Annotated in this window: 15 protein-coding genes; 11 read left to right on the top strand and 4 right to left on the bottom strand. The window is 53.0% G+C overall.

Annotated features, from left to right (window positions below; translation table 11 throughout):
- The first annotated feature begins 38 nt into the window (after positions 1-38).
- On the top strand, positions 39-455 hold the full coding sequence (locus VN12_RS01260; RefSeq protein WP_146675127.1) for a hypothetical protein: 417 nt from the start codon (positions 39-41) through the stop codon (positions 453-455).
- Positions 456-921: 466 nt separating this feature from the next.
- Entirely contained in the window at positions 922-1632 is a 711-nt protein-coding gene (locus VN12_RS01255) for a phosphoribosylanthranilate isomerase (protein ID WP_146679747.1), read from the top strand.
- Here VN12_RS01255 and VN12_RS01250 read toward each other — a convergent pair.
- Positions 1620-2612, bottom strand: a complete 993-nt coding sequence (locus VN12_RS01250; protein WP_315850181.1) for a D-2-hydroxyacid dehydrogenase — start codon at positions 2610-2612, stop codon at positions 1620-1622. The genes VN12_RS01255 and VN12_RS01250 overlap by 13 nt on opposite strands.
- A gap of 1 nt (position 2613) precedes the next feature.
- On the bottom strand, positions 2614-4374 hold the full coding sequence (locus tag VN12_RS01245; RefSeq protein ID WP_146675125.1) for an ABC transporter permease: 1761 nt from the start codon (positions 4372-4374) through the stop codon (positions 2614-2616).
- 254 nt (positions 4375-4628) lie between these two features.
- Between VN12_RS01245 and carA the strand changes: the two genes are divergently transcribed.
- The 4 genes from carA to VN12_RS01225 all read left to right on the top strand — a co-directional run bounded on the left by carA (position 4629) and on the right by VN12_RS01225 (position 9388).
- Positions 4629-5798 (top strand): glutamine-hydrolyzing carbamoyl-phosphate synthase small subunit, encoded by a 1170-nt coding sequence (gene carA, locus VN12_RS01240; protein WP_146675124.1) that lies wholly within the window; start codon positions 4629-4631, stop codon positions 5796-5798.
- Positions 5799-5807: 9 nt separating this feature from the next.
- Positions 5808-6587 carry an imidazole glycerol phosphate synthase subunit HisF gene (gene hisF / locus VN12_RS01235; RefSeq protein WP_146675123.1) on the top strand — a complete coding sequence of 260 codons (780 nt, stop codon included), beginning with the start codon at positions 5808-5810 and terminating at the stop codon, positions 6585-6587.
- 95 nt (positions 6588-6682) lie between these two features.
- Positions 6683-7867 carry a type IV pilus twitching motility protein PilT gene (locus VN12_RS01230; protein ID WP_146675122.1) on the top strand — a complete coding sequence of 395 codons (1185 nt, stop codon included), beginning with the start codon at positions 6683-6685 and terminating at the stop codon, positions 7865-7867.
- A gap of 129 nt (positions 7868-7996) precedes the next feature.
- Positions 7997-9388 (top strand): ATPase, T2SS/T4P/T4SS family, encoded by a 1392-nt coding sequence (locus tag VN12_RS01225; protein ID WP_146675121.1) that lies wholly within the window; start codon positions 7997-7999, stop codon positions 9386-9388.
- A gap of 86 nt (positions 9389-9474) precedes the next feature.
- Here the strand turns inward: VN12_RS01225 and VN12_RS01220 are convergent, their stop codons facing one another.
- Together VN12_RS01220 and VN12_RS01215 are read right to left on the bottom strand one after the other, a co-directional pair.
- Positions 9475-9822 carry a hypothetical protein gene (locus tag VN12_RS01220; protein ID WP_146675120.1) on the bottom strand — a complete coding sequence of 116 codons (348 nt, stop codon included), beginning with the start codon at positions 9820-9822 and terminating at the stop codon, positions 9475-9477.
- Positions 9819-10733: an HDOD domain-containing protein gene (locus tag VN12_RS01215; RefSeq protein ID WP_146675119.1), complete on the bottom strand. Its 915-nt coding sequence runs from the start codon at positions 10731-10733 to the stop codon at positions 9819-9821. Before VN12_RS01215 ends, VN12_RS01220 begins: the two co-directional genes overlap by 4 nt.
- A 315-nt stretch (positions 10734-11048) precedes the next feature.
- Here VN12_RS01215 and VN12_RS01210 point away from each other — a divergent pair, with 315 nt between their 5' ends.
- The 5 genes from VN12_RS01210 (at position 11049) to VN12_RS01190 (ending at position 16004) form a co-directional block, all read left to right on the top strand.
- On the top strand, positions 11049-11828 hold the full coding sequence (locus VN12_RS01210; RefSeq protein ID WP_146675118.1) for an ATP-binding cassette domain-containing protein: 780 nt from the start codon (positions 11049-11051) through the stop codon (positions 11826-11828).
- Entirely contained in the window at positions 11825-14014 is a 2190-nt protein-coding gene (locus VN12_RS01205) for an ABC transporter permease subunit/CPBP intramembrane protease (RefSeq protein ID WP_146675117.1), read from the top strand. Before VN12_RS01210 ends, VN12_RS01205 begins: the two co-directional genes overlap by 4 nt.
- A gap of 48 nt (positions 14015-14062) precedes the next feature.
- Positions 14063-14491 (top strand): TadE family protein, encoded by a 429-nt coding sequence (locus tag VN12_RS01200; protein WP_146675116.1) that lies wholly within the window; start codon positions 14063-14065, stop codon positions 14489-14491.
- 88 nt (positions 14492-14579) lie between these two features.
- Complete coding sequence (locus tag VN12_RS01195; protein WP_240491284.1) at positions 14580-15584, top strand: vWA domain-containing protein; 1005 nt, start codon at positions 14580-14582, stop codon at positions 15582-15584.
- A gap of 6 nt (positions 15585-15590) precedes the next feature.
- Positions 15591-16004 (top strand): TadE family protein, encoded by a 414-nt coding sequence (locus tag VN12_RS01190; protein ID WP_146675115.1) that lies wholly within the window; start codon positions 15591-15593, stop codon positions 16002-16004.
- The last annotated feature ends 177 nt before the right edge of the window (positions 16005-16181 follow it).

Here is a 16181-nt window from a genome sequence, read left to right as displayed (position 1 = left end):
ACACTTCCACAGCCCCATAAACGAGGTTGGAGATAGGCTTGAAACTTCGCTCGCTCGATTTGTTGGTTTTGATTTTATCGGTTGGGTTTTATTTCATTCTACGAGCCCGAAGCGTTACGTTGTCCTCAGAAGCCCATCTGCAATGGGCTCCATTCGCCATATCGGCGATATTGAGCGCTTATTTTAGCCTCAGCAGACGAAATTATATCGTGATGTACGTCGCTTCGTTTTTGGGCTCCTTTGCGGCATCGACTGCTTGGGGTATTGAACGAGTCTATCACCTATCGGGTACATCCTTTATGCAAGAGGATTGGTATTTCAACCAATATGGAGATGACCCGGCTATTGTGTCCATAGAAGTGATCATAAAGTCGCTCTTCGCGATGATCACATGCGGGTCTCTCGGCCCCGCGTTTACCTTTTTTTGCCGCGAGACAGTCCAGGAGCAGGCTTGAGTCAAAAACGAAATTCGATTCTTTGCTCATTCGACACGAACACTGGTAGGCGAAGCAATATCTTTTGTTCTTACTATTCGGCCCAAATAGGTGACGACTGCAGCGTAGATGCACCAGAGGAGTAAGGGGACAATCCACGCATCCATCCGCGTCATCAGTCCAGGGAAGGTCAATGCGCCAATAGCCATGTTCATTGCTAAATAAAGCGGCCACGAAAAATATGACGCCGCGCAAACTACCATCAACAAAGCTCCGCCTAGCAACGCTCCGGCGTCGAAAAGTTGGGCGTTGAACCGCGACGTGCTCGGTCTCAGCACCAGCATGGTCACGATATAGAGACAGGGTAGTAGAACAACCCACATCCTCTTCCACGAAAACATAGACTTTTCCATGCGGATACTCTTCCTCCATGGGCTCTTCGAGAATTCGATTCGTGTTGGGAGTATACTCTCTCAAAACGCCGTGTATGCAAGTCGAGTTGACCAAGGGAAAGATTTTGGAACCAACCCTACATCCGAGAGTGAAAGTCTGCTGCATCGGGAGCATGAGCGAGGCTCGCATGGCCCTTCGACATGGTGCGGATGCCCTCGGCCTTGTGGCTAAAATGCCAAGTGGTCCTGGTGTGATTTCCGATTCCCTCATCACAGAAATAGCTTCCATCACACCGCCGTCTATCGGTTCTTTTCTCCTCACCAGTGAAACCGATGCCGATGCCATCATCGAACTACAGCAGCGTTGTGGCGTGAATACCGTCCAAATCGTCGATCGTTTGGAACGCGGCAGTTATCGAGATCTTCGATTGGCTCTGCCGGGCGTGGCGCTCGTGCAAGTGATCCATGTTACGGGACATGAGTCGATCGATGAGGCATGTCGCGTTGCCGAGTCAGGGGTCGATGCACTATTGCTCGACTCCGGCGATCAGCGTTTGCCCGTCAAACTGCTTGGGGGAACCGGTCGGACACACGACTGGTCGATCAGTCGGAGCATACGCGAACTGGTTGAAGTTCCGCTATTCCTTGCGGGGGGACTGAGTTCGGAAAACGTCGCACGAGCGATCGACGAAGTTCAACCTTTCGGGCTCGATGTCTGCTCGGGCCTTCGCAGCCATGGAAAGCTCGACGAATCCAAACTCACGTTGTTTATGTCGAAAGTCCGCAATGCGAGTCAGTCGGCTTGATGGCGCAGTGTATAGAGGACGCTGGGGTGCGGAAAGCCAAGGCGTTTGTCGACAATGTTGTAGAGATCTTGTCCAGCAAAGTAACGCTGAAGATTCTCACAGATCAGTCGCGTCGTGTCGTCCGTACGTGTTCCCGCTTGCGCTCCGACATGCGGAGTGATCAACACATTGTCGAATCCCCACAGAGGACTAGTCTCGGGCAAGGGTTCGACTTGCGTTACGTCCAATCCAGCCCCGGCGAGATGGCCATCCGCTAGTGCCTCGCACAGATCGGACTCTTTGACACATGCACCGCGAGCGACGTTCACCAAGTAAGACCCTTTTGGCATGGCGCGAAGGATCGTCTTGTCCACCACACCGCGCGTCGAAGCATTGAGGGGCAGGGTAAGGATGAGGATCTCCGACCAAGCCGCTAATTCCTCCAGTCGCGTATGCGGCCAAAGCTCTTCCAACGCTGCAGGCTTGCGGTCGGGGAAGAAATCGGTCGCTCGCATGGTTACTCGAAACGGAGCGAGTACGTCGACGAGCCGGCGACCATTTCCCCCCATTCCAACAATCCCTACTCGCTTTCCGTGAAGATCGTCGGTCGGTCTGCGAACGAATTCTTTGCGCTGCCACTGTCGATAGAAAATCGGAATCCCCCGAAGCAGCCCAAGAAGTAACGCCAAGGTTTGCTCGGCGACTTGATCGGCAAACAATCCTGAGGCGCTGCACACCACGATATCCGACTCGATAACCGAGGGAGCCAAGCAGTGATCCAGCCCGGCGGCAGAGGATTGAATGAAACGCAATTTTCCTTGCTCGACTACGCGGTCCCAATCTACCGGAACCTTGGCATGCCCCACAAAGATCTCGGCATCCATGATCCGCTCGGGAATCGTCTCCTGGGTCGCTTCAATAAATTCACAGTTCGGAGCAGCAGCTCGCATCCAATCCACATGATGGGGCTGCGTCGGGAAACAATAAACAAGCGATTTCACGTTACGCCAAATCTCGTTCTTCAAAAAGGAGGAGACCGAGCAAGGTGGCTCCGATTCCATAGATTGTCGTGTAAACAAACACGCTGGCGATCACCGACCAAGGCACTCCGACATCCGCATCGATCGCGGACTCCATCGAGAAGTGATTCAAGTTGGGGACGATTGCTGAAATCAACTGCGAAAAGAATTCGACCAACGGCAACCCACCTGCTGCGGATTCCATAATCACGGGAGTTAGGTGCCCGAGAACATAGATCGAGAAGCAAATCGCGAAATTGGCGACCATCGAGACGCGAGTCCCGATCGCGACCGAGATCGAGCCTAAAATGACGGCTTCCATGAATGCCAGAGCGAGACCTGGGATGGTTTGGAACATTTCCAAATGGCACTGCTGCCACATGGGGATATCCAATGAGTTCTCGCGAGCTTCCACAATCGGTTTGTAGGCCACCGCAAAGAGTTCGAAGGAGCCCATGACCAAGAACATGAACATCAAAATCCAGAACACACCTAGGATTTTTCCGATGATGAACGAACGTCGGTGAATCGGCTTGCTCAGAAGCGTTAACGCCGTGCGACCTTCAATTTCATCGCTAACTGACGTGCTCGCCGACCACACACCTTGGAAGATTGCGGCGATAAGAGCTAACGTGATTCCGCAGTCTTTCAACAGTTTGATATCTTCCCCGAATGTGTGAAACGGCAGGAATACAAACAGGAGAATCGCAAGCCCCACAATGGTGATCAAGATTTTGGGCAACGGCTGGGAAAGCTCGCTCTTCGCTGCCGAAAGGGCGATCGCAGCGATCTTCGGTGCAGCGGATTGCATCAGGAAAAAGAGCAACCCAAACACCGTCACAAAAGCGGCGACGAGCAAAATCGAGATGGCTTGAGGAACCGGTGGGTACGAAACGAGCGTAAACGTCACTTCCGCATCGTCGATTTCTTCGTTCTGAGCAAAAACTTCGGCACCGCCGACCATCGGAAGCGGGCTCTTATTCGGTCCCATCGATCGCTCCCAAACCTTAGGAGCATCGGCATCGATGTTCACGGCGGCAAAACGCAGTTGGTCGACTTCGGATGCGTCCGCGATCAGGATTCGTCGGTTGGATTCGATCTTCGTAAAGCCGAGCGTGGATGGATCGTATTGCACCTCCAGCTTTTGCAGCTTGCCACCCTCTGGTGACGTGGAACCAGGGAGGGTAAAGCTGAGTGTCCTTGTTGAGGGGGCAAACATTTGCGGAATACTGCTAGCGACGCTTCGAGGGTCATCCACCCAAGGAGTTGCAGCAAGGCCGATCGCTCCAACAGTCCCTAAAGTTACCAACATGGCGAAGCCGACCCCTTCAAACAAAAGGGCTCGCAGCTCGCCGAAGAACCTAGTCGAAGAGCAGAAGAGCAGCGCCCAAACCATCGAACCCAACATGGCAGTGAGGGCAACGCTTACCAAGAGCCATTCCTCGGTGGCGAACTCGCCCTTCACAAAGAAAGCTCGACGGAAGTCTCCTGAGTTGAGAAAGCCCCCAATTCCAATTCCGAGCAATACCGTCAGAGCGAGGGCCACCCAATGGAGCGTCCCACTCTTTCGAGCAGGCTCCAAACCGCGCGTCGGTACAATCAGGAGGAATGCGAGCGCCAAAAATAAGGAGAGCACGACCAAGCCCAAAAGAATGCCGACTCCGACAAACCAAAATGGCGTAAGCCATTTGGCCATCCAAAAGTCCGAAGCGGCAAACATCGGCGAAATGGTATCCAAGACCATAGGGACGACTTTCAAGAAGGGAAATAGACCCGTGCGAGTACGCTGCTCAGCATAACCAGGTTCGCAGAAACGCCAAGAGATTCTTCGATAACCCTTTCCATGCTTCGTTGCCCCTAGTGAAACCATCCGTTCTGCGATATCATTTTTGAAATTTTATTGAAAAGGGGTTGGGCGAAGGGATACGGGGCTCATTCCCTGCAAATTCGTTGGTCTGTACTAGGCCAATCAACTCGAAACTCGGGGGGATCCCAACGTTGTATCGCCAACAGAAACCTGGCTTCTTGGCATTGGAAGACGGTACCGTTTATGAGGGATTTTCCATTGGTGCCGAAGGGGAGCGGGATGGCGAAGTGGTCTTCAACACGTCCCTAACCGGATATCAAGAAATCTTGACCGACCCCTCCTATCGCGGTCAGATTGTCACCATGACCTACCCCATGATTGGGAATGTGGGAGTCAATCTGGAGGATCTCGAGTCGAGCCACCCTCGCATCGCAGGATTTGTCGTACGCGAAAATAGCCGCATCCATAGCAACTTCCGCGCAAATGGGTCGCTATCGGATTACTTGATCAAGCACAACATTGTCGCTATCTCGGGAATCGATACACGGGCCTTGGTGCGACGCATTCGAGATCGTGGCGCTCAAAAAGGGATCATCTCCACCATCGACTCCGATCGCGCATCGCTCGTTGAAAAAGCGAGAAAGAGTCCTGGTTTGATCGGACGCGATTTGGTTCGCGAGGTAATGCCAGGCTCTGCAAACGAATGGGGCAGTGTGTTGCACCCCTATTCTTCTCTGGGCGGGGAAACGCATACCGAAGGGAATCGAGTACCTCACGTTGTATGCCTAGATTTCGGCATGAAGTGGAACATTCCCAGGCACTTGGCCCATCGCGGAAACCGGGTCACGATTCTGCCGGGGACTTCTTCCGCCCAGGACGTTCTCAATCAGAATCCCGATGGCGTCTTTCTGAGCAACGGCCCGGGGGACCCCGAACCTCTTACCTACGCGATCGAGTCGATTCGCGAGTTGTTGGGGCAGAAACCTGTGTTCGGAATCTGTTTAGGGCATCAGCTTCTGTCCTTGGCGGCAGGTGCGAAGACATTCAAACTGAAGTTCGGGCACCGAGGAGCCAACCAACCGGTCTTGAATTGCTTGACGGGGCAGGTGGAAATCACTTCACAGAACCACGGATTTGCGGTCGAAGAAGCCTCTCTCCCTGAATGCTTGGAGGTGACGCATCGCAATCTCAACGACAATACGATCGCTGGGGTTCGGCACCGAAAGCACAATGCTTTCAGCGTCCAATACCACCCCGAGGCATCGGCAGGCCCTCACGACAGCAGCTATTTGTTCGATCAGTTTCAAAAGTCCCTTAACGCATCGATCGCAGGTGGGACCCCCACCGCGAGCACAAGGTAATCACGGCAGATGCTTGCGAAAAGAGTCATCCCCTGTCTCGACGTCCATGGCGGAAGGGTCGTCAAAGGGACCAATTTTCTCAATCTTCGCGATGCCGGAGATCCAGTCCAGATCGCCCAACGTTATGAGTCCGAAGGGGCTGATGAGCTTGTATTTCTCGATATCACCGCGAGCCACGAAGATCGCGGAATCATGCTCGATGTCGTGCGACGCACGGCCGAGCAAGTCTTCATGCCCCTCACGGTCGGAGGGGGGATTCGCACGGTTGACGACATTCGACAACTGCTTCAGGCAGGATGCGACAAAGTCAGTATCAACTCGACGGCCTGCAAGAATCCGGAGCTCGTTCGTCAAGCATCCGAGCGGTTCGGTGCTCAATGCATTGTCGTCAACATCGATCCCAAACGTGTTCTGCGCGATGGCAAGGAGTTTTGGGAGGTCCATATTCACGGCGGACGAACCCCGACCGGTCTCGAAGCCGTCGCGTGGGCGAAGGAAGTCGAACGCCTGGGGGCGGGCGAAATTGTCCTCACCAGCATGGACCGGGATGGAACCAAGGACGGATACGACCTGCCGATCACCGCGGCTGTGAGCGAGGCGGTCGATATTCCTGTTGTCGCGAGCGGTGGAGCCGGCCACCCAATCCATATGGTGGACGCCATCCGAATCGGAAGAGCGGACGCGGTTTTGGCTGCGAGTATCTTCCACTTCGGCGAGTTCACCATCGAGGAAACCAAGCGTCTGATGGCACAAAATGGAATTCCGGTGCGTCTAGGCTCCTCGCATTAGGGATTTGGATCGTTGTAGACTAGAATGGAGCGGAGGCACCGAGGCCCTTCTCGCGATTTCTAATTCTCTTCGTTTCCCCAAACTGCTCGAACCTTATGGCAACAGCTGAAGCCCGTCCGCAGACCAACAAGTCGACTCCTGCCGCCGACGAATTGGCAGCATCCCTTTTGCAGACCAAATCGGAGCTGGAGGTCGATAAACTCTTCAAAGCCTGCGTGAAATTGGAAGGTAGCGACTTACACCTCAAAGTCGGTACACCCCCGATCGTCCGGGTCAAAGGGGATTTGAAACCGCTCAACCGTCCTCCCATTGAAGTCGAGGAAATGGTCCGGCTTTTGATCCCGATGCTGGACGATCGAAACCGTCGCATTTTTGAAGAGGAGGGGGGCGCTGACTTCTCCTATACCGTCAATGTCGACGGCGAGAACTGGCGATTCCGGGTGAACATGTTGAAGCAGCTCGGCAGACCAGGTTTGGTCGCGCGGCGAATCAATAATTTCATTCCCAACTTCGAAGGATTGTTCCTTCCCCCTATCCTCGAAGAGCTCTGCAAATTCGACCAAGGAATGGTTTTGCTTGCCGGGGTTACGGGGTCGGGAAAAAGTACAACCATCGCTTCGATGTTGAACTGGATCAATCGCACCTACCGCAAACACATCTTGACCCTCGAAGATCCGATCGAGTTCGTGTACACGGAGGACAAGTGTCTGATCAACCAACGCGAAGTAGGTACCGATGTCAAGAATTTTGAAATCGCGATGAAACACGCGGTTCGGGAAGACCCGGACATCATCCTCGTCGGTGAAATGCGGGACCAAGAAACGTTTATGACGGCGATCCACGCAGCCGAAACCGGGCACTTGGTGTTTGGAACCATTCACGCGTCGACCGCCCCCTCGACCATCGGCCGTATTCTCGACTTGTTTCCAGAGGAATTGCACGGAGCCATTCGTAACGCCATGGCGTTCAACATGAAGGGGATCATCGCACAAAAGCTGCTTCGATCGATCCGTCAAGGCGTTAGCCGTGTACCCACCTGCGAAGTCATGACCTTTAGTCCCATGATCCGAAAACTGATCTTGGAAGGTAAAGATCAAAAGCTTTCCGATGCAATTCGAATCGGTGCAGAAGATGGGATGCAGGACTTCACCATGAGCCTCAAGCAACTTATCGACGACGGGTTGATCGATCGACCGACCGCGTTCGAAGTGGCTCCTAACCCGGATGCGCTCAAAATGGCTCTCAAGGGGATCAACGTTAGCCAGCCTGGTATCATTTAAGCCCGACGCAGCTTTGTGCGGCCGCATTCGAAACTGGATGCGGCCGAACTTATTCTTTTCCTCCACTACTCCTAACTCGGTGTCCCCCAATCTCCTCCCCGGGGACCCCTTCCCTAGAGCTTCCTTACTATGATTTTTGGCAAGAAAAAACCCAAGCCTGCTACCTCCGATCCAATGGCCGTGGCTGCTGGAGGTGAGATCACGTTGCCGGCATTGGAAATCAAGCAAATCGGGATCCCCAAAGACGAAGCTCAAGGGCTGTCGATCGCCGCGAGGCAACTGCCCGGATATCCCGTCGCGTTGATCGTGATTGCCAATGCCATTGCAGGGCGTGCTGACCGCATCCACATGGATTTTTCCACCAAGGGGGCAATTGTTCGCTATCGAATCGATGGTGTCTGGGAGACCTTGCCCCCTATGGACCGCGCTACCGGCGATGGCGCTCTCGTTGCCATCAAAAAAATACTCGGATTGAATCCCGCCGAACGACGTGCAAAGCAAGAAGCGAAGTTCGCTACCAACTTCAAGGAGATCGACTGGGTCATCTCGTTTATGAGCGCGGGGGTACCGACAGGAGAACGCGTCCTTTTCACGATTGATACCAAGAAACCAACTCTTAAGACACTGTCCGATCTTGGAATGCGCGACTCGATGATCGAGTCGTTTCGAAGCATGCTCAATGGCGATCGTGGTTTGATCGTCGTGAGCGCTCCCCCTACCCACGGCTTGCCATCCCTTTGGCGCGTTGCTTTAGAAAATGCCGACAAATACGTTCGGGATTGGGTCTCTCTGGAGAATAAAGCCGATGCGGATCCAGAGATCATCAACGTGACTCAGAACTTCTTCGAACCCGGGGTAGGAGACCCGCCCCTTGGGCATTTTGCGAAATTGATGCTCCGGCAACCCGATGTCCTTGTCATGCCGTCACTGATCGATGACGACATTGTCGAGGCTGTCTACGAACAATTGATGACCCATGGAAAACATGCTGTCACCCGCGTTGTCGCGACCGACGCCGTAGATGCGGTCCTCCAACTCATGCTCAAACACCGAGCGCAAGCCAAAAACATCGTGAAGATGTTGTCCGGCGTTATCAATGCTCGCTTGGTGCGACGGCTCTGTGATCGTTGCAAACAACCGTATCAACCCAATCCACAACTCCTCCAAAAACTCGGTGTTCCGCCTGGAAGAATTCAAAAGCTTTGGAACCCCACGATCCCACCACCGCCGGAACAACGCGTGGATGCGAACGGCAAACCCATTGAGATTGAGATCTGCAAAAAGTGCAACGGTCGCGGCTACTTCGGACGTATGGCCATCTTCGAACTGCTCACCGTCGACGATGTCATGAAGCAAGCGTTCTTGAAATACGCTGCGAATCCCGATGAAATCCGGAAGATCGCTAAACAGCGAAACCATCTCGGGTTTCAAGAAGAAGGGATCGCGGCATGTGCGTTAGGACACACATCGCTCCAAGAAGTCCAAAAGATGTTGGCTGCCAAACAAGCTCCACAAGGATAGTCGATGCCGTCGAGACGATCACGCATCGATCACGCATCGCGCACGCCATCGCACATTCGAACGTCCCATAGAACCAGCGTGTGAGCCTACGGGATCATCAAGTCCACGAGTCGGCTCTGCGCTTTGATGGCACGGATCAAAATCCAGATTTGATTCGGCTCGAATTCACATGGCGAACCCGTCGCGAGTTCACCCAATTCTTGCGCGACCGCACTCTGCTGATCGATCAAGGACTGAAGTCTCAAATAAGCGCTCTGGATTTGATGTCCAGACAGCTCATCCTGCATCGTATCGGCCGCACCGCTTTGTCCGAGCGTCTCTTGACGTAGGATCATTGCTACTGCCAATTGAAGCTGTGGCTCCAATGCCGGCAATTCGGCCGAGATAGCTTGCAGGATCATCTCGTTGGAATAGTTATGGACGGTTTCAATCATGCGTGATGACTCTCTTCTTCGCGAAGCCAATCTGCAAGAGATCTTTCGGGAACTGGCAATTTAAGAATCGGTGCGAATTCGGTAAAGGATGCATCGACCGCACCGATGAGTTCGTCCAAATCGACTTCGATCTCGCCGGTAATCTGATCCAGTTTTTCTAAGAAGGAATCGTGCTCAAGCCATTGCTGATCCCTGCATGACGGGAGCAAGGATGCCACGGCGACGCAAGCAGCATCTTTCTTCGGAGATGGGCCGGTCAGTAGCTCATCAACGTCTGGGTGACGTTCAATCAATACCGCAAACTCTTCTGGCAATCTCCAATTGCGACATAGAGCGCCAGCCGCCTGTGCGTGGTCCCAACCAAACACTTCCTTTTCCAACGATGAAAGCCGTACCTTTTCTGCAGCTCGACGTTCAATCAGTTTCTCGTACTCCTCCGGTAGGGCCTTGAGCAAGAGTGGAATGGCCATGTCTTGAAGAAGGGCAGCTGCAAACAAATCTTCAGCATTCGGCAACTTCAGAACTCGACCAAGACTCCTGGCAAAGACAGCTCGTCTCAGCGAGTCCTGCCACAAACTCTTTAAATCGAAAGGTCCGAACTTCGGATTGGGTACCAACGCAAAAACGGCGCTCCACAACGCAAAGTTCTTTACTGTCCGAACTCCGAGCAACGACAAGGCTTGATGAATCGACGCGATCTCGCGCGAGAAGCCGAAGTACGACGAGTTAACGAATCGGAGAATCTGACCCATCAACCCCGCGTCCGCTTCGATGGGCTTCGCATACTCAGCGGGTCCGTTTCGCGTGTCCTGCGAGAGCTCGAGGAGACGCATGGCGCTCGTGGGTAAGGCTGGCAATTGGGTATTCGCCAGGACTTCTTCCAAATTTCGAACTTTTTGGGCTTTGTTCATACTCAAGAAAACACTCAACGCGATACGGGGCACCTTACGGGCTACATGTCGAAACAGTTCGACGGTCGAAGCCTAGATCCAGCATTCTCGTTAGCAAATCGACTTGAGCGATTTTGCAAAACATTCGGCTCTATCTCATTGTGCCTAGCCAAAGACTATCGATTGGGAGGATTAATCCGAAGCTATTGCTTGGAGAGAGGGAATCGCCCTAATCTCCTTCGGGATCATGAATCTTTGCGTTAGCGGTAAGGTAAGTCTCTTTCAACGCCAGTCTTGTTCTGGTCCGTCAACTGAGTGCAAACACCGGTAGAACGCATGGAATTAGTTCAAGTTCAAAACCTGACCAAAATCTACCCTGATACTTCAGCCGGTGAATATCGTGCGTTAGATGGCATCTCGTTCACCGCCAAAGCCGGAGAAGTCTTCGGACTCCTCGGTCCCAACGGCGCGGGCAAAACGACCGCTCTTCGAATCCTCGCTACGATCCTGAAGCCGACTTCAGGGCACGCCAAGGTTTTTCATTTCGACGTTTCCAGCCAAGCCGATTACGTGCGGCATTCCATCGGATTTGTTTCGAACAACACGGCCATCTACGACCGTATGTCCGCTTGGGAGATGGTCGAGTACTTCGGTAGGCTCTATGGCATCGAAGAAGACGCACTCGAAGAGCGAATGGAATTCATGTTCGACCAACTCCAAATGCGGGACTTCCGCGATTGCCCCGGAGCGAAAATGTCGACAGGCATGAAACAAAAGGTTTCGATCGCTCGAGCACTCGTGCATGACCCGCCCGTGCTGATCTTCGATGAGGCATCGCTAGGATTGGATGTCTTGGTCGCGAGGACATTGCAATTGATTGTGAAAGAACTCCGCGACCAAGGAAAATGCATCATCTATTCCACGCACATCATGCGTGAAGTCGAACGATTGTGCGACCGTGTGGCCATTATGTACAAAGGTAGGATCGTCGATACCGGCACCTTGGATGAGCTCGCCGAGCGGCACAGTCAACGCGATTTTGAAGAACTGTTTTATCAGTTGCTCCTTCGTGGTGATGCTCCAATGGAGTCACTCTTCGCAGGAGGCGTCTCATGAACTGGTCCCATGTCAAGCTGATCTTCGAACGCGAGGTTCGCGATCAATTGCGAGATCGCCGAACCATGTTCACGATCTTCTTCCTGCCCTTGCTCCTCTATCCCCTCATGGGGATGGTGTTGTTCGAAGTCGCGCAATTCCATAAACAGGATGCTGTCGTCATCGGATTTATCCAAAGCGATGATGCACCCTCTGAGCTCGATCGACTCACGCAATCGGATGCTCAAGTTTTTTGGAAGAGAATCGACGCCGATCCTAAGCTAAACAATCTATTACATGACGTGAGTCTCCTACGGAAGGATTCGGATCTAAAAGTCCTCTCGCAAACTTCGAAAGCGATCGAGCAAGTCCTCAAATTGCATGAAATCGACTTGCTAATTCATTGGGGCGGCGTTGCCGATGGCGCCAAGTGGACTGATGCTTTACAAGTCATAAGCAACCAACGGTGGGACCGCTCGGTCGTAGCGTCGAATCTATTTCAGAGGAAGTTTGAGCAAGTCCATCAAGACTCGCTCCGAACGCAGCTTGAAAACGCAGGGATGTCTCCCTCTTCACTGGAACTACCAAAACTGCACTGGGTAGATGTTGCACCAGCTGAATCCAAACGCTCCATGATATGGACGAAGATACTTCCCTTCGTCATGCTTGTTTGGGCATTGACTGGCGCCTTTTATCCGGCAATCGATTTGTGCGCAGGAGAGAAAGAGCGAGGGACACTCGAAACGTTGCTCTGCAGTCCTGCGAGGCGCCGCGAAATTGTTTGGGGCAAACTCCTTACCATTCTTTGCTTTAGTCTCGGTACTGCCATTTTGAATCTATTGAGCATGTACACGACCGCATCTGTCGTCATGACTCGGTTTCAAGGAGCCCCGGGGAATCAGATGATTAGCGCTTTGGGGCCTCTCCCTCTGCACTCCCTGGCTTGGCTCATTCTCCTTGTCTTACCTATCTCTGCGATGTTCAGTGCTTTGGCCTTGGCCGTCGCGAGCCTTGCGAGGAGCACTAAAGAAGGGCAGTATTATTTGATGCCATTGCTTTTGGTAGGCATGCCATTGGTAATGCTTCCCATGATCCCAGGCGTGACCCTGGCACCCGGAACAAGTGTGATTCCAATCACCGGAGCCGTCCTTTTGTCTCGGGCTCTTATGGACGGCGAGTACCTGCAAGCCTTTTTGCATCTCCCGACGGTTGGGATTGTGACGGTGTTCTGTACACTCCTGGCGACGCGATGGGCGGTGCGACAGTTTGAAAACGAAAGCGTCATGTTTCGAGACGGTGCGAGGACATCCATCAAGAGCTGGATCCGGGATGCGTGGCGTAAGAGAGAGAGTACTCCTACCGCAAATGAATCCATCCTGTGCGGCTTGTTGATTCTGGTGTGCTTGTTCTTCGGTCGACTTAGCATTCCAACGAGCGAACTTCACTGGGGAGGAATCGTTCAATCGACCCTGACCATCCAAATCGGAATGATGCTGGCGCCCGCCCTGATCATGGCGACGATTCTAACTCGATCGCTCAGGCAGTCGCTTCGACTCAACGCCGTATCGTTCCGTGAAATCGTTGCGAGTGCCGCATTGGCACTTGTATTGCATCCTACCTACAGTGTCATCGCATCCATCATCGGACACGAGTACAAAATTGGAGAAGAAACCGTCGAACTCCTACGTCAGTTTGACTACATTCTTTCGGCCGCACCCTTTGTTTCTGTCCTTTTGGTAATGGCACTCTTGCCAGCGGTGTGCGAAGAACTGGTTTTCCGCGGCTTCATCTTTTCAGGATTGCAGAGAGATTCGGGGCATCTGCGGGCCGTACTGCTATCCGCGTTTCTATTTGGACTATCCCATGGGGTGCTTCAACAAACGATCTCTGCAAGTTTGATGGGACTTTTGCTCGGTTGGATCGCGTATCGAACCGGTGGAGTCGCCTGCACGATCGTATTTCACTTTGTTCACAACTCGGTTTCGATGTTTATTGCAACCAGTAGTTCGCGAGGGGAAATGGTTCCTGATTGGATGAGTTGGGCGATCACCGTCGACCAAGGCGCGTGGGCCTATACGGATATGTGGAATACATTGAGTGTAGGTATTGCAATCAGTTTGATCGCTTGGATCGCTACCATGCGAACGCCTAACCGAATCCGAATGCAAAACTACTTGTCGAAGAAGCCAAATCCCGTCGCTCCATGACCTAGGTATTGAAGAGACGATGTTCTTGGAATCGGATTCATATTCCCCATGCTAATACCCATCAGCAATCATCTGCAAATTCGGCTACCGGCGGCGAAGGCCCGATACGGGGGGGCGTTGGTAGAGTTCGCGGTTTGCCTCCCTGTACTTATGATCCTGCTTCTGGGAAGCATGGAAGCGACCTCGGCCATCTTTGTGAAACAGTCGCTCGCGACGAGCGCTTACGAGGGTATTCGCGAGGCCGCTAAAACCGGAGCTAATTCCGCAGATGCGGTCGCAAGCGCAGAACGCGTTCTAGCTGCCAGAGGGATTCGTGGTGCCACCGTCCAGCTCTCTCCAGCTGAAGTCTACGGAGTTCCGCGAGGATCCAACGTTGCTATCGAAGTAAGCGCTTCGTATGCAGTCAACAGTCCCTTTTTTGGGCATGTCCTATCCGATCGCACCACCAAGGTGCGAACAGTAATGTCCAAGGAGTAACAGAATGCGATCTCCTGTAAGAACGACGATACACACAGGCCGCTCCGTATCCCGATTGGCATGTCAAGGCACCGGGACTGCGTCGAGAATGAGACGAAGAGGGGCGATGCTGGTTCTCCTTTGCGTCATGATGTTCGCCTTTGTTGCCATCATCGCTTTTTCTATCGATGTCGCTTATATGAACTTGGTGAAAACTGAGCTTCGAACTGCGACCGATGCGGCTTCCAAGGCAGCGTCCGAAAACTTAGCGAGAACACAAGACATCGCTTCGGCGACTGCAAGAGGAATCGAAATTGCCAACGAGAATTTAGTCGCTAATCGAAGGCTTCAGCTATCGAGCGATGATTTTGAGTTCGGCAGATCCGATCTAAAGTCGTCTGGCGCCTTCGTTTTTCAGAAAGACGGAACGCCTATCAATAGCGTTAGGGTCCGGGGAGAAAGAACTTCCGGTTCACTATCCGGTAGTGTGGGTTTGTTCTTCGGTCGTGTGCTCGGCGTGTCTGCATTCGAGCCTGTGGAGACGTGCACCTCGACTTATATTCAACGGGACATCGTTTTGGTCTTAGATCGTTCAGGGTCGATGATGGACGATAACAAATATCGCGATCTTCGAAGTGCTGTTCGCCTCTTTGTCGACATCATGAAGGATAGCCCCGTGGAAGAGAGAATTGGTCTAGCGTCGTATTCCACCGATGCGACCGAGGATATTCCGCTCACAACAAATTTGGATCTCATCACGTCGCGTGTCGATCGAATGCCATTTTCTGGACTGACGAACATCTCCGGTGGTCTTGACTCCGGGAGGCGTATCATCTCCAACGGTCGATCACCGTTGTTCGTAGAGAAGACAGTCATCCTCATGACCGATGGATTGCAGAATCGCGGCCGGGCTGCGAAACTCGCGGCGCAGGACGCGTTTGCCGAAGGTTCGTCCATTCACACAATCACTTTTGGTAGGGACGCCGACCGTCGAAGCATGCAGGAAGTTGCTACCATCGGAAAGGGCCGTTATTACCATGCCTCCAGCGGTGGCGAACTAGAGGCGGTCTTTCGCGAAATTGCGCTGACTCTTACCAGTATCATCACGGAGTAAGCGGAAATGGTTCGACCTTCTCGGTGTCGTAATAAAGCGAAGCGGATAGGCGCGACCACCGTTGAGTTCGCGGTGACTTGTAGCTTCGCCTTCTTCTTCTTCTTCGCCGCGCTCGAGTTCTCGCGCGTTTCCATGTACCGACATACTGTGGAAAACGCACTATACGAAGGGGCTCGAGCTGGAATTGTGCCCGGCGCATCAGCAGAGAAAGTACGCGATAAAACCAGGGAACTTCTCGCGATCGCTGGAATCAGCGGTGCGACGATCGATGTTACCCCAGCCGTTCTGACCAACGATACCCCGCGAGTCAATGTTCGAGTTCGCATGCGATTGGATCGTGGACTTTATGCTCCAGCTTTTTACTTCCTCGGAAAGACCTTAGATCGATCCTTTGAAATGGCTCGGGAAGGAGTGCGTTGATGGCGGTGGCGTACCTCCATTCTCGCAATCGAATTGCCCTCAAACGACTGCGTGGGATCGACCTGCGACCGATCTCGAAATAGTTGCTTTCTTGCATCGACCCAGTTAATTTGAGCTCCATCAACGACAGGAAATTCCGTCTGCTTGGGTGCTCCATCGCCGATGCAGTCGTGGAAC

Source organism: Pirellula sp. SH-Sr6A (assembly GCF_001610875.1).
Lineage (GTDB): Bacteria > Planctomycetota > Planctomycetia > Pirellulales > Pirellulaceae > JBKCUI01.
This window is presented reverse-complemented; position numbering and strand designations above follow the sequence as displayed.

What these genes read in the sequence shown, in the direction of transcription:
- VN12_RS01230 (WP_146675122.1), top strand. Translation starts at nt 6,683, where the DNA reads ATGGCAACAGCTGAAGCCCGTCCGCAGACCAACAAGTCGACTCCTGCC.
- VN12_RS01190 (WP_146675115.1), top strand. Translation starts at nt 15,591, where the DNA reads ATGGTTCGACCTTCTCGGTGTCGTAATAAAGCGAAGCGGATAGGCGCG.
- VN12_RS01210 (WP_146675118.1), top strand. Translation starts at nt 11,049, where the DNA reads ATGGAATTAGTTCAAGTTCAAAACCTGACCAAAATCTACCCTGATACT.
- VN12_RS01220 (WP_146675120.1), bottom strand. Translation starts at nt 9,822, where the DNA reads ATGATTGAAACCGTCCATAACTATTCCAACGAGATGATCCTGCAAGCT.
- hisF (WP_146675123.1), top strand. Translation starts at nt 5,808, where the DNA reads ATGCTTGCGAAAAGAGTCATCCCCTGTCTCGACGTCCATGGCGGAAGG.
- VN12_RS01255 (WP_146679747.1), top strand. Translation starts at nt 922, where the DNA reads ATGCAAGTCGAGTTGACCAAGGGAAAGATTTTGGAACCAACCCTACAT.
- VN12_RS01245 (WP_146675125.1), bottom strand. Translation starts at nt 4,374, where the DNA reads ATGGTCTTGGATACCATTTCGCCGATGTTTGCCGCTTCGGACTTTTGG.
- VN12_RS01215 (WP_146675119.1), bottom strand. Translation starts at nt 10,733, where the DNA reads ATGAACAAAGCCCAAAAAGTTCGAAATTTGGAAGAAGTCCTGGCGAAT.
- VN12_RS01225 (WP_146675121.1), top strand. Translation starts at nt 7,997, where the DNA reads ATGATTTTTGGCAAGAAAAAACCCAAGCCTGCTACCTCCGATCCAATG.
- VN12_RS01195 (WP_240491284.1), top strand. Translation starts at nt 14,580, where the DNA reads ATGAGACGAAGAGGGGCGATGCTGGTTCTCCTTTGCGTCATGATGTTC.
- VN12_RS01200 (WP_146675116.1), top strand. Translation starts at nt 14,063, where the DNA reads ATGCTAATACCCATCAGCAATCATCTGCAAATTCGGCTACCGGCGGCG.
- VN12_RS01205 (WP_146675117.1), top strand. Translation starts at nt 11,825, where the DNA reads ATGAACTGGTCCCATGTCAAGCTGATCTTCGAACGCGAGGTTCGCGAT.